The following is a 13611-nucleotide window of genomic DNA, read 5'->3' as shown; positions in this document are numbered from 1 at the left end:
ACCCCGTCGCACGTCACAGCGGACGCCCGCGCCGCCTCACGGACGGGGCCCGATCACCGGCGAGCCCACCCATATCGTCATGGCGTACGGGGCCGGTCGCATCGTCATGGCGCCTGAGGCCGGTCGTGCCGGCCGCGGAACCTGCGGCGTTCACCCACCGTGGGCGACGGCGCGTCCGCCAGGCGTACGACGGGATCGTCGGGACCCTCGCGCCCGGCGACCACGGGCTTCGCGGCCCGGACGGCCTTCGCGCGGTACTGGGCCGCGTCCGCCAGCCGGAACAGCCGGCGCGCCGACCGTACGGGGCCGATCGGGTCCTCGGTCGAGGCGACCCCGCACGCCACGCCCTCCCCCAGCTCCAACTCGGACGCGCGGCGGCAGAGTTCGTCGGCGATACGGACCACTTCGTCCGCCGGCGGGCCCACCGCCAGCAGACAGAACTCGTCGCCGCCCAGCCGCGCGGCGAGGGTGCCCGGGAGCATGGCCCCGCACAGCGAGAGCACCGACCCGAACCGTTCGAGGAGCCGGTCGCCGACGGCGTGCCCCCGGGTGTCGTTGACGCGCTTGAGCCCGTTGAGGTCGCAGACGACGAGACTGACCACGGCGCCGTCCTCCTTGTGCCGCTCGACGGCCTCGTCGAGACGTACGTCCACGGCGCGGCGGTTGGCCAGTCCGGTCAGGGCGTCGGTGTAGGCGAGGCGCCGGGCCTCCTCCAGGCGCTCGGTCTGGGCGATCCCTGCGGCGACCACGGAGGCGAGGACGGTCGCGAAGTCGGCGTCGGCCCGGCCGAAGACGGGGGCGCCGACCGGACGGGCCACGTAGAGCTCGCCCCAGGCCCGTCCGTGCAGCACGATCGGCGCGACGACACAGCAGCCGCGCCCGCGCCTGCGCAGCGCGGCGACACGCTGGTGGCAGTATCCGGCGGGACCGGCCGCCGGGCCGTCGGCGGTCTCGACCCAGGCGTTGGGTCCGCCGCCGCCCGCCCATCGCTCGTGCAGGAACTCGGTGATCTCCGGGAACTGGTGCACCGGGTACGCCTCCCCGTCGGGGAACTCGTCCTCGTCCGGGGCGCGGTCGCCCACGTTGGCGAGCACCCGCAGCCGGCCGAGTTCGCGCTCCCACAAGGAGAGCGCGGCGAAGCTCCCGGCCAGCGCGTGACATGCGCCGAGCGCCGCGGCCCGCCACGACTCCCGCGGGGTGCGCGCCGCCGCCATTCCCTGCGCCAGCGTCACCACGGCCCTCAGCCGATCGTCCTCACCCATCACCCCAGGCTAGGGATATTTGCTCACATTTGGGACATTGGTAGGGCGAACAGGGGTCCGAGCCGCGTGACCCGAACCGGGGAACGGACCGTGGACCGGGCTACGGACCGGACCGAGGACCGGGCTGCGGACCAGACCGTGGGCTGAACCGGAATCAGGCCGGGAAACGGCGGATCGCAGGGGTCACTGCCCCGGCCACTCCGGCTTGCGCTTCTCGTTGAACGCGGCGACCCCCTCCGCCCGGTCCCCGGAGAAGGCGACGGACCGCCAGGCCGCGTCCTCGACCTCCAGACCGGCGCGCAGGTCGAGTCCGTGACCGAGCCGCAGGGCACGCTTGGCGGCGCGCAGCCCGACCGGGGAATTCGCGGCGACACGGGCCGCCATCGCGAGCGCTTCCGCCCTGTCCTGCCCCGCCTCCACCAGCTCGTCCACCAGCCCCAACTCCCGCGCCTCGGCCGCCTCCAGACGCCGGGCCGAGAAGATGAGCTCGGCCGCGCGCGCGGCGCCGACCCGGCGCGGCAGCAGCTGCGTACCGCCGCCTCCGGGGATCACGCCGACGGACACCTCGGGCAGTCCGACGACCGCCGTACGGTCGGCCACGATCAGGTCGCAGGACAGCGCCAGCTCGAACCCGCCGCCCAGCGCGAAACCGTGCACAGCGGCGACGGTCGGCATCGGCAGCTCCAGGACACCGGTGTACGCGGCTCGCGCGACCGGCCGCTGGCGCACCAGCTCGGCATCGGTGAAGGAGTTGCGCTCCTTCAGGTCGGCGCCGACGCAGAAGGCACGCTCGTGGGTGGAGGTGAGCACGACCACGCGTACGTCCCGGTCGGCCGCGAGGGCGTCGCAGGCACCGGCGATTGAACGCGCCATGTCCGTGGACACGGCGTTCATGGCCTTCGGCCGGTCGAGGACGAGCTCGGCGACGTGCCCGTGGCGCCGTACGGCGACGAACTCCCCGAACCTCCGCTCGTCCGACTCCGTCCCCTGGTCCGCCCGTTGCTGCGCCATGACATCCTCCCGGTTAACGCGGGTTAACTATCGACGCCCCGATCATCGCAGCCGAGGCCGTCCGGCGAAACCCGCCCCTCGTGCCGTACCTCCTCGTTCGAGTGACATACCGCCCAACTCCGTTTCTCCGCCCCCAGACCGCGCATAACCTGCGCACCGCCGAAGCGCATTCGGGACACCGGCACACCGGGGAGGGACGACCATGACGAACCGCGAAACACCGCAGGCCACCAGCACCCGGCCGGGCCCGCGACGCACACTCAAGCGACCGCCGGCCCCCAGGGCGTCCGAGGCCACCGCGCCCGACACCCTGACGGGCTGCCCGCCACCGACCGGCACAGCGGCACCGTCGAACTCGGCGGCGTCCCGCTCCACGGCAGTCGGCCCCCAGCGGTGCCACTCCACGACGGCCGGGTCCTCATCGGCCGGGGCCGCGACGGCCGAAGCCCCACCGGCGGATACCCAGTGGATCCGCGTCACGCCGCTCAGCACGGCGATGTCCGCCCCCAAGCCGCTCAGCGCCACCGCGTTCGGCGCCCTGAACGCGACCACCGTGCGAACGACCACCGTGCGGACGGGCACCGCCGGGGCCCCCACCACGAAGAACGACGTGACGGCAGCGGGGGCCACGACGGGTGACGCCGACGCAGGGGGCACGGCGACCGGCGCCGCGCGGGCGGGCAGCGCGAGGGCCATGGAGACCGGCGCCGCAACGACCGGAAGCGGGAACACCGGGGTCGGGGCGGCCGGGTCCTCCCCGGCTGGAGCCACGAAAGCCGACGCCACGGCCACCCGACCCTTGACGGTCGGCACGACGACGCCGGGCGCCATCGACGCCCGGGCCACGGCGACCCGCACCGCACCGGCGGCCGACGCCGGGCAGGCCGGGGCCGCGGACGTCAGGTCCGCTGAGGCCGGTGGCCCGGACACACGGACTGCGGCAACAGGAGCCACGAAGCCCGGCTCCGGAGCAGCCGGCGCCGGGAGGGCCGGGGCCACGCCGGCCAGGGCCGCAAAGATCTGGGCCACCGCACCCAGAGGGCTGACGGCCGGCGCCGTGGCGGCCACGCGAGCACGCGGAGCTGGAACGGCGCCAGGCGCTCAGGGGCCGGAATCCGGGACCGCGACAGGCACCCAGAGGGTGGAGGCCGGGACCCCGGCAGGCGCTCAGAGGGTGGAGGCCGGCGCCACGACAGGCACCCAGAGGGTGGAGGTCGGGGCGGATCGCGCTGGTCGGGGGCGAGGGATCGTTCCGGCGCCGCGGTCGTCCGGCGTCCGCGGGCCCGCCGACGCACCCGGCGACAACGACCCCGCACCCGTCCGGCTCCATGCCGTCCGGGGCCGGCACCGCCGACCCCGGCCGCGCCGGGTGCTCTTCGCCGTAGGGGGACTCGCGCTCGCCGCGGGAGTGCTGAGCCTGACCCGGATGACACCGGACGCGGTGACCGGGGGCGGAGGGAACGCGGAGGCGGAGCCGGTCGCGACGGCCACGGACACCGACGCGGCGGACGACGCCGTGCCCACCGTCGAGGCCATGCCCACGCCCACGCACCCCGGGGCCGCACCGGCGAGCGCCGCGATGGGCGGGACGAGCCCGGCGCCCACCTCGGACACCGGCCGGATCCCGGCCTCGATCCCGACGTCGATCCCGACGACCCCCGCCGTGATCCCGGCGGCCCGCGGCGAGGCCCCCGCCACCACCGCACCGGGCAGCACCGGCATCCCCACGGCCCCCATGACGACACCACCGCCCCGGCCGTCGACACCGGCCCCCACCGCTACGACCCCGCGGCACACGCCGCCCCCGTCCCCGACCACCCCCGCGCCGGCGCCGCCGCACCAGCCGCCGAACGTGTGCGTACCGATCGTAGGAATCTGCGTGAACGGGTTGCTGTCACCCGGCCACGGCGAATGACCCGGGGCGAGGCGTCCGGCGGGCGACCGGCCGACGTACGTACCTGCCGTGCGCCCCCGGCGGGCGTACCGGCGCACCGACCGGGCTCACGAACCAGCACGGACCGGCGGAGCTCGACGCGGCCGGACACGCGCCACAGCCGTGCCCGGCGAAGGCCCTGTTCGCAAGGCCTTGCTCGGCTCGGCTCGGTTGAGGGGAAGTGCTACGACTCGTCGGCGCGGCGGGCCAGCAGCCACGGTTCGATGACGCCGAGTCCACGAACGGGCCGCTGCCACATCGGCTGGAGCGCGAAGCGGTACGAGGGGGGTTCCTCGCCCTCCTTCTCCGCCGTGGCCGCGGCCTCGGCGGCCTCCGCCTCGGAGGCGGGAGCGTCACCGGTGCGGGTCAGCTCCTCCGCGAAGGCTCCGTCGACGAGGACGGCGTCCCGCGGCGCTATCGACGTGAGGCGGCTCGCCAGGTTCACGGTCGTACCGAACACGTCGCCCATCCGGGTGGTCACCGTGCCGAAGGCGATGCCGACGCGCAGCTCCGGCATCGTCTCGTCGTTCGCCATCGTCTCGATGAGCCGCAACGCGATCTCGGCGGCGACACCGGCGTCGTCCGCGGAGTAGAGCACCTCGTCGCCCAGTGTCTTGATGAGCCGACCCCCGTGGGCCGCCACCAGGTCCGCCGCGGTGGTCTCGAAGGCCTCGACGAGTTCGCCGAGCTCCTCTTCCTCCATGCGGCGCGTCAGCCGGGTGAAGCCGACCAGGTCCGCGAAGCCGACGGCGAGACGGCGGTCGACCATCTCCTCGTCGTCCGCCGCCTGCACGACCCGGCCGGTGGCGGCGGCGAGCTGGCGGCGCCAGACGTAGACGAGGAACTCCTCCAGCTCGGGCAGAAGCAGTTCGATCAGGGGGTACGTCACCTCGGTGCGCGTCATCCCCGGTTCCGGGGGCTCGGTCAGACCCTCCAGAAAGGAATCGATCTGCCATTCGGCCAGACGGGCGGTGGTCTGCCCGGTGGACCGGGCGACCTGGACGGCCATGGCCTCGCTCAGCAGGCCCGCCTCGACGAGACCGGCGAGGCGGCGCAGAGCCAGTACGTCCGCCTCGGTCAGCGCCTTGGCCTGGCCGATGTCGGCGAAGCCCATCGCCCGCCAGAAGCGGGAGGCCAGCTCCATGGACACGCCCGCGCTGCGGGCCGCCTGGAACGGGGTGTAGCGCCGCTCGGCGCCGAGGATGAGCCCCTCCAGGCGCAGCGCGAGCGGGTCCTCCCCGGAGTCCGGCTCGGCCTGGGGGTCCACCCGGCCGTTCGCCTCGTGCCGCGCGTCGCGCCGGACGTCCGGCCGTGCGTCGGCCCCCTCGTCCCTGCGGTCGTCCCTGCGGATGTCGCTCCCCACGTCGAAGTGGTCGTCCCTGTGGATGCCGGTTTCCGCGTCCGAGCGGTCTTCCGGGCGGTGGTTCAAGCGGTCCTCCGGGCGGGTGCCGGTCCCGGCGTCGGGACGGGCGTCCGGCCGGGCGTCGCCGTCCGCGGCGGCCCGTGCGGGTGTCGCGTCCGTGACCGGCCCGGCGGTACGGCCCGGCTCGCCGTCGGGGGCGGGGTGGGCACCCGTGCCGGAGCCGGTGTCGTCGACGGTCACTCCTGCTGCCCTTCCGATCTGCCGTGGTCAGGTATCGACCGCGCTCAACTCTACGGCAGGTGTGCGCTGGCTCACTCCCGATGGCGCGACCGAGGTCGGAGACGGTGCCGAGGGCTCACACCGCCCACCGCCCCGTGCCGTCACACCACCCCCGGGCCGTCCCTTCACACCGCTCGCGGACCGATCCCGCACACCGCTCGCGGACCGATCTCTCGAACCTCTCGAAGACCCATCCCCTCACACCGCTCGCAGATGCACCACGTCCCCGGCCCCCACCGGCTCCTGTACGCCGTCCGCCGTCGCGATGACGAGCCGCCCGTCCCCGTCCACGGCCACCGCCTCCCCGACGAGCGACCGGCCTCCGGGCAGCTCGGCCCGGACCGTGCGCCCGAGCGTCGCACACCCGGCCGCGTAGGTGGCCTGGAGGCCGGAGGCTGCGGGATCGCCTGCCGCGTCGCGCCAGCGCCCGTACCACTGCTCGAGGGAGCGCAGCACGGCCCGCAGCACGGTGTCACGGTCCGTGGTCGTCGCACCCGCCAGCCCCAGGGATCCGGCGCCCGGCACGGGCAGCTCGTCGGCGCGCAACGAGACATTGATGCCGATGCCGACCACGACCGCGTCGGTGCCCGCGCGCTCGGCGAGGATGCCGCCGGCCTTGCGTTCCTCGCCGTCCACGGTGACCAGCAGGTCGTTGGGCCACTTGAGTGACGTGTCGACCCCGGCGGAGCGCGAGAGCGCCGTCGCGACGGCGACACCGGTGAGCAGCGGCAGCCAGCCCCAGCGCGTGACGGGAACGCCGACGGGCTTCAGTACTACGGAGAAGAAGAGGCCCGAGCGGGCCGGTGCCGTCCACTGGCGGTCCAAGCGGCCGCGCCCGGCGTTCTGTTCCTCGGCCACGAGGACCGCGCCTTCTTCGGCGTTCTCCTTGGTGACGAGGCCGACCAGGTCCGAGTTGGTCGACCCGGTGCGCTCCACCACCTCCACGTCGCACCAGAGGCCGTCGTCACGGACCAGCGCCCGGCGCAGGGCGGCCCCGTTGAGCGGCGGACGGTCCAGGTCGGACCACCGGTTTTCGTTCGCGTCTGCTGCATCTCGCGGCGTCATGCAACCCAGCCTAGGTGTGGTAAACGCCGCACTGCCGATCGATAGGCACGCCACTACGCTACGGATGAGTAGCAAGCCCCCCTTCTGAGCACCGCATTTTCTGAGCACGTCACCCTCACGTCCCCTTAGAGCAGGCAGGGAGCCGCATCCCGATGTCCGAGCCGGAAGAGCTGCACCACCCCGACATCCACACCACCGCGGGCAAGCTCGCGGATCTGCAGCGCCGCATTCAAGAAGCGACGCACGCCGGCTCGGAGCGCGCCGTCGAAAAGCAGCACGCCAAGGGCAAGTTGACGGCTCGTGAGCGCATCGAACTGCTGATGGACGACGGTTCCTTCGTCGAGTTCGACGAGTTCGCGCGGCACCGGTCGACCGACTTCGGGCTGGAGAACAACCGCCCTTACGGCGACGGTGTGGTCACCGGCTACGGCACGGTCGACGGACGCCCGATCGCCGTGTTCTCCCAGGACTTCACGGTTTTCGGCGGTGCCCTCGGCGAGGTCTTCGGCCAGAAGATCATGAAGGCGATGGACTTCGCGCTGAAGACCGGCTGCCCGGTCATCGGCATCAACGACTCGGGTGGCGCGCGGATCCAGGAGGGCGTCAGCGCGCTCGGCATGTACGGCGAGATCTTCCGCCGCAACACGCACGCGTCCGGTGTCATCCCGCAGATCAGCCTGGTCGTCGGCCCGTGCGCGGGCGGCGCGGTGTACTCCCCCGCCATCACCGACTTCACGGTGATGGTCGACCAGACCTCGCACATGTTCATCACCGGTCCGGACGTCATCAAGACGGTCACGGGCGAGGACGTCGGCTTCGAGGAGCTGGGCGGCGCCCGCACGCACAACGCCGTCTCCGGCGTGGCCCATCACATGGCGGGCGACGAGAAGGACGCCATCGAGTACGTCAAGCAGCTGCTGTCGTACCTGCCGTCCAACAACCTCAGCGAGCCCCCGGTGTTCCCGGAGGAGGCGGACCTCACCCTCACGGACGAGGACCGCGAGCTGGACACCATCGTGCCGGACAGCGCGAACCAGCCGTACGACATGCACACGGTGATCGAACACGTCCTGGACGACGCCGAGTTCTTCGAGACGCAGGCGCTGTTCGCGCCGAACATCCTCACCGGCTTCGGCCGGGTCGAGGGCCACCCGGTGGGCATCGTCGCCAACCAGCCGATGCAGTTCGCCGGCTGTCTGGACATCGACGCGAGCGAGAAGGCCGCCCGCTTCGTGCGCACCTGCGACGCCTTCAACGTGCCCGTCCTGACCTTCGTGGACGTGCCCGGCTTCCTCCCGGGCGTCGACCAGGAGCACACCGGCATCATCCGCCGCGGCGCCAAGCTGATCTACGCGTACGCCGAGGCGACCGTCCCGCTGATCACCATCATCACCCGCAAGGCCTTCGGCGGCGCCTACGACGTCATGGGCTCCAAGCACCTGGGCGCCGACCTCAACCTCGCCTGGCCCACCGCGCAGATCGCGGTCATGGGCGCGCAGGGCGCGGTGAACATCCTGCACCGCCGCACCATCGCGGCCGCTGAGGACCAGGAAGCCACCCGGGCCCGGCTGATCCAGGAGTACGAGGACACGCTGCTGAACCCGTACACGGCGGCCGAGCGCGGTTACATCGACGGCGTGATCATGCCGTCGCAGACCCGCTCCCACGTCGTACGCGGCCTGCGTCAGCTGCGCACGAAGCGGGCATCACTGCCCCCGAAGAAGCACGGCAACATCCCTCTCTAGAACCCCGCAGACCCGGATCCTGGGAGCAGACATGACGATAAAGGTCGTACGGGGCAATCCGACCCCGGAGGAGCTGGCCGCCGCACTGGCGGTGGTTCGGGCACGCGCCGCGGCGGTGGCATCCGCCCCGTCCGGCGCGTCCGGGCCGCGTGACTCCTGGGCCGACCCCGCCCGTATCGCCGCGCACCGGCTCCCCCGGCCGGGCCCGACGACGTGGGGCCGCAGCTACTGGCCGGGCTAGGAACCGCCCCGTCCCGGCCGGCCAGGAACCGCCCTGGCCCGGCCGGGACGGCGCAGCGTGCTGCGCTGGAAGGCGCTCCACGACCGCACCTCACTCCCTCAACGCCGGGTCGCTGACCACGCCGGGGCCCTGCCGACCACGCTGGGCACTAAAGAAACCTCAGACCCGTTTACACAGGATGTACGCAAGTTGAGTACGCGTACTCAGGCGCCCGGCAGCCCTCCGTCGCACGATCGGGGGCATGCTGTGGTCCGACCCGGAGAACGAACCCCCCAAGGATCTCCGCGACATGCAGGACATGTTGCGACGCCTGGGCGTTCTCCTGGCACTGGCCATGGTGGTCGCGATGACCCTGCTGGGAATCCGCTGACCCGGCCGGCTCCCCATGCCCCCCGATCCGGTCCGCAGGCACCACCACCGTCCCGCTCCGCCCGCGTCGAGCGAATGCCGACCGAGGCAGGGGCCGATCGGCGCCGATACCCTGATCGCATGACCGATCAGCCGCGCCGCCGTCTCGTGCTCGCCTCACAGTCCCCCGCCCGGCTCAACCTGCTGCGGCAGGCCGGACTCGCCCCCGAGGTGATCGTGAGCGGGGTCGACGAGGACGCCGTCACCGCACCCACCCCCGCTGAACTCGCCCTCGCGCTGGCCGAGGCGAAGGCCTCCGTCGTGGCGGCCCGGCCCGAGGTCCAGGGCGCGCTGGTGATCGGCTGCGACTCGGTGCTGGATCTGGACGGCGAGGCCCTCGGCAAGCCCGCGGACGCCGAGGAGGCCACCGCTCGCTGGAAGGCGATGCGCGGCCGGGCGGGCACCCTCCAGACGGGGCACTGCGTCTGGGACACGACGCAGAAGCGGTGGGAGTCCGGCACCGCCTCGACCGTGGTCCGCTTCGGCGAGCCGACCGACGCGGAGATCGCTGCATACGTCGCCTCGGGCGAACCCCTGCATGTGGCGGGCGCGTTCACCCTCGACGGCCGCTCGGCCCCCTTCATCGAGGGCATCGACGGCGACCACGGCAACGTCATCGGCATCTCGCTCCCGCTGGTGCGCAGGCTGCTCGCCGAACTGGGCGTCGGCATCACGGAGTTGTGGACACCCGGCGAGCAGTGAGGACCGCGGCCCGGGGCGGTCGGCCAGGGCTGCCCCGCCCGACCGCAACGGCAACGGCCGTACAGCCGAGGGAAGTTGCCGTCCGGACGCCTGAACACCTGAACGCCCGGACACCGTGAACGGAACTGGCCGGGCACCTGAACGCCTGAACGCCCGGACACCGCGAACGGAACTGGCCGGACACCTGAACGCCCAAACACCCGGACACCCGGTACAGGAACGACCGGACAGCCGGACAGCCGGGCAGCCGGGCAGCCGGGCAGCCGGAACGGAAACGGCCAGACGCCCGGAACGGGACCAGCCGGACAGCCGGGCGGATGGCCTGCCGTTCCGTCAGCCAGTCAGGCAGTCAGGCAGTCAGGCAGTCGGCCGGAAGGTTCCGGCCGGCCGGAAGGGCGTCGGCCCACGCGAAAGCCCTGACCGCGCCCGGAGGGCGGCCAGGTGGCCGAGCGAACGCCGAGGCGGCCGAGGGAGCCGTCAGGAGGCCGACGGCGCCGGAGGCGGCGTCACCGCGGCATCCGCTTCGGCGGCGCCCTGCGCGTCGGCGCCCTTCCCCAGGTCGACGCTCCCGGCGGGAACAGGTTCCCCCGGGCCGGAGCTCCCCGCTTCGGCGCCCTCCCCCTCGCCGTCGCCGTTCCCGCCGATCTCCGGCGCGGCGTCGACAGGGCCCGTCTCCCGACGGTCGTACGCCAGGAGGGTGAACACGATCAGCGCGAGCACCACCATCATGAAGACGAAGGCACCCCAGCCCACCAGGCCCACCGTGAAGGCGCCGAGCAGCCCGTGCACCACGGCGGCGCTGATCAGCAGGACACGCCCGAGAAGCCCCGGAGGACGTTCGCGGAGCGCGACCAGCAGGGCCGACACGGCGCATGCCACGAAGTAGAGGCCGAAGAGCAGTCCGCCGACCTTCGACGACAGCGACATCATGTCGGAGTCGAGTCCCGCCAGGGACATGTCCTGGCGATCGACGACCACGCCGAGGAACCAGTTGAGGAGTGCGATACCTATCGCCTCCACGAAGAGCACGATCGCCGCCACCCACACCACCGGTCTGCGCACCACCGGCCCCACCCACTTCCGCGTGCTGTTACCCCAAGTACGTTCGAGACATCCCGAACGCTACTAACGGGTAAACCCCGGGACAAGGGTTCTGCCGAGGGCAAAGAATCGTTGGGCCATTCGTAGGGACTCCACAAAGAATCGTTGTGGGCCGCAGCACGGAGTCACAGAGACCTTGGCCACACCTGCGGGCTAGGGTTCAGTGAAGGATTCCGGCGTGCCTTGGCACGACAAGGGATTTCGCGGGTAGGGCGAGCCTCGTATCACGCTCCGTGTGGGCAAGCTCACCACTGGGGACAGGTCGAAACGTCGTGTTGGCTGTCCCTAAACTCGGCTTGTTTTCAAGGAGGGAGCCATCGTGCGCAAGGTGCTCATCGCCAACCGTGGCGAAATCGCTGTCCGCGTGGCCCGAGCGTGTCGGGATGCCGGGATCGCGAGCGTTGCCGTGTATGCGGAACCGGACCGGGACGCTCTGCATGTCCGTGCGGCGGACGAGGCGTTCGCGCTGGGCGGTGACACCCCGGCCACCAGTTACCTGGACTTCGCCAAGGTGCTGCAGGCCGCCAAGGACTCCGGCGCGGATGCCGTCCATCCGGGTTACGGCTTTCTTTCGGAGAACGCGGACTTCGCCCAGGCCGTTCTCGACGCGGGGCTGATCTGGATCGGTCCGCCGCCGCAGGCGATCCGCGACCTGGGTGACAAGGTCGCCGCCCGGCACATCGCGCAGCGCGCGGGTGCGCCGCTGGTGGCCGGCACCCCGGACCCGGTCTCGGGTGCCGACGAGGTCGTCGCGTTCGCCGAGCAGCACGGCCTGCCGATCGCGATCAAGGCCGCCTTCGGCGGTGGCGGGCGCGGTCTGAAGGTGGCCCGCACGCTGGAGGAGGTGCCGGAGCTGTACGAGTCGGCGGTGCGCGAGGCGGTCGCGGCCTTCGGGCGCGGCGAGTGCTTCGTGGAGCGCTACCTCGACAAGCCCCGGCACGTGGAGACCCAGTGCCTGGCCGACCGCCACGGCAACGTGGTCGTCGTCTCCACCCGTGACTGCTCGCTGCAGCGCCGCCACCAGAAGCTGGTCGAGGAGGCTCCGGCCCCGTTCCTCTCGGACGCGCAGGTGGCGGAGCTGTACTCGTCCTCCAAGGCGATCCTGAAGGAGGCCGGCTACGTCGGCGCCGGGACCGTGGAGTTCCTGGTCGGCACGGACGGCACGATCTCCTTCCTGGAGGTCAACACCCGTCTGCAGGTCGAGCACCCGGTCACCGAGGAGGTCGCCGGCATCGACCTGGTCCGTGAGATGTTCCGCATCGCCGACGGCGAGGAGCTCGGCTACGGCGATCCCGAACTGCGCGGGCACTCCATCGAGTTCCGTATCAACGGCGAGGACCCGGGCCGGGGCTTCCTGCCCGCCCCCGGCACCGTCACCACCTTCTCGGCACCGACCGGCCCCGGCGTCCGCCTGGACGCCGGCGTCGAGTCCGGCAGCGTCATCGGCCCGGCCTGGGACTCCCTGCTCGCCAAGCTGATCGTCACCGGCGCCACCCGCCAGCAGGCCCTGCAGCGGGCCGCCCGCGCCCTGGCCGAGTTCCAGGTCGAGGGCATGGCGACCGCGATCCCCTTCCACCGCGCGGTGGTCACCGATCCGGCGTTCGCCCCCGAGCTGACCGGCTCCAGCGAGCCGTTCACGGTCCACACCCGCTGGATCGAGACCGAGTTCGTCAACGAGATCAAGCCGTTCGCCGCCCCGGCCGACGCCGAGACCGACGACGAGCCCGGCCGCGAGACGGTGGTCGTCGAGGTCGGCGGCAAGCGCCTGGAGGTCTCGCTGCCCGTCTCGCTGGGCATGTCGCTGGCCCGCACCGGCCTGGCCGCCGGCGCCAAGCCCAAGCGCCGCGCCGCCAAGAAGTCCGGCCCGGTCGCCTCCGGCGACACCCTCGCCTCCCCGATGCAGGGCACCATCGTCAAGGTGGCCGTCGAGGAGGGCCAGGAGGTCAAGGAAGGCGATCTCATCGTCGTCCTGGAGGCCATGAAGATGGAACAGCCCCTGAACGCGCACCGCTCCGGCACCATCAAGGGCCTCAGCGCGGAGGTCGGCGCCTCCGTCACCTCCGGCGCCCCCATCTGCGAAATCAAGGACTGAGCAACACGGCCGGGTGACTCGCCCGCCTCATCTCACCCGAAGCGCCCGGCGAACCGCATCTGCGGCCCGCCGGGCGCTTCGCCGTGCGGACGTCGGCCTACGAACCTGACGACAACCCACGACCCTGACGACGCCGTACGACCCTGACGACGGCAGAACCCGACGACACCGCACGACTCCGTCCCCGCCCCGACGACGCCGTACGACTCTGCCCCCGCCCCGACGACGCCGTACGAGTCTGTTCCCCGCCCCGACGACGGCGCTCGGCCCCCCGTCCTCGCAACCGGGAATGATGCTTCGAGCCGTCCACCGCGCAATCCGTGGGCGTCCGTCCGGAAGCTGCCGGTGGCATCCTGGAGCGCAGCCGGGCGGGAGAGGGCAGGTGGAGGGCAGGTGGAAGCCATGTCGG

The 13611-nt window shown here is 72.5% G+C and carries 11 protein-coding genes; 6 read left to right on the top strand and 5 right to left on the bottom strand.

All coding sequences use genetic code 11. The features are described 5' to 3' along the window. Positions 1-104: 104 nt before the first annotated feature. Both ACZ4N5_RS03425 and ACZ4N5_RS03420 read right to left on the bottom strand, forming a co-directional pair. Positions 105-1262 carry a GGDEF domain-containing protein gene (locus tag ACZ4N5_RS03425; protein ID WP_467755453.1) on the bottom strand — a complete coding sequence of 386 codons (1158 nt, stop codon included), beginning with the start codon at positions 1260-1262 and terminating at the stop codon, positions 105-107. 183 nt (positions 1263-1445) lie between these two features. Next, positions 1446-2273, bottom strand: coding sequence for an enoyl-CoA hydratase/isomerase family protein (locus ACZ4N5_RS03420; protein WP_467755452.1), 828 nt, complete (start codon positions 2271-2273; stop codon positions 1446-1448). Between the two features lie 1369 nt (positions 2274-3642). On the opposite strand from ACZ4N5_RS03420, the gene ACZ4N5_RS03415 reads away from it, so the two are divergent. Then, positions 3643-4188, top strand: coding sequence for a hypothetical protein (locus ACZ4N5_RS03415; protein WP_467755451.1), 546 nt, complete (start codon positions 3643-3645; stop codon positions 4186-4188). Positions 4189-4390: 202 nt separating this feature from the next. Here the strand turns inward: ACZ4N5_RS03415 and ACZ4N5_RS03410 are convergent, their stop codons facing one another. Together ACZ4N5_RS03410 and ACZ4N5_RS03405 are read right to left on the bottom strand one after the other, a co-directional pair. Further along, entirely contained in the window at positions 4391-5473 is a 1083-nt protein-coding gene (locus ACZ4N5_RS03410; protein WP_467755866.1) for an adenylate/guanylate cyclase domain-containing protein, read from the bottom strand. Between the two features lie 573 nt (positions 5474-6046). Beyond that, a complete protein-coding gene (locus tag ACZ4N5_RS03405; RefSeq protein ID WP_467755450.1) occupies positions 6047-6913 on the bottom strand; it encodes a biotin--[acetyl-CoA-carboxylase] ligase in 867 nt (288 codons plus the stop codon). Between the two features lie 152 nt (positions 6914-7065). Here ACZ4N5_RS03405 and ACZ4N5_RS03400 point away from each other — a divergent pair, with 152 nt between their 5' ends. From ACZ4N5_RS03400 to ACZ4N5_RS03385, 4 genes are all read left to right on the top strand, one after another. Further along, positions 7066-8658, top strand: a complete 1593-nt coding sequence (locus ACZ4N5_RS03400) for an acyl-CoA carboxylase subunit beta (RefSeq protein WP_467755449.1) — start codon at positions 7066-7068, stop codon at positions 8656-8658. A 31-nt stretch (positions 8659-8689) separates the two neighbouring features. After that, a complete protein-coding gene (locus tag ACZ4N5_RS03395) occupies positions 8690-8899 on the top strand; it encodes an acyl-CoA carboxylase epsilon subunit (RefSeq protein WP_467755448.1) in 210 nt (69 codons plus the stop codon). Positions 8900-9140: 241 nt separating this feature from the next. Then, a complete protein-coding gene (mmpB, locus tag ACZ4N5_RS03390) occupies positions 9141-9269 on the top strand; it encodes a morphogenic membrane protein MmpB (RefSeq protein WP_261710116.1) in 129 nt (42 codons plus the stop codon). 119 nt (positions 9270-9388) lie between these two features. Then, positions 9389-10009, top strand: coding sequence for a Maf family protein (locus tag ACZ4N5_RS03385; RefSeq protein ID WP_467755447.1), 621 nt, complete (start codon positions 9389-9391; stop codon positions 10007-10009). Between the two features lie 477 nt (positions 10010-10486). Here ACZ4N5_RS03385 and ACZ4N5_RS03380 read toward each other — a convergent pair whose 3' ends face one another. Next, on the bottom strand, positions 10487-11074 hold the full coding sequence (locus tag ACZ4N5_RS03380) for a hypothetical protein (RefSeq protein ID WP_467755446.1): 588 nt from the start codon (positions 11072-11074) through the stop codon (positions 10487-10489). A 355-nt stretch (positions 11075-11429) separates the two neighbouring features. On the opposite strand from ACZ4N5_RS03380, the gene ACZ4N5_RS03375 reads away from it, so the two are divergent. Next, the gene (locus tag ACZ4N5_RS03375) at positions 11430-13202 is read left to right on the top strand and encodes an acetyl/propionyl/methylcrotonyl-CoA carboxylase subunit alpha (RefSeq protein WP_467755445.1); all 1773 of its coding nucleotides are present in this window, start codon (positions 11430-11432) and stop codon (positions 13200-13202) included. Positions 13203-13611 lie beyond the last annotated feature (409 nt).

It is taken from the genome of Streptomyces sp. NPDC026500 (assembly GCF_055567635.1).
This window is presented reverse-complemented; position numbering and strand designations above follow the sequence as displayed.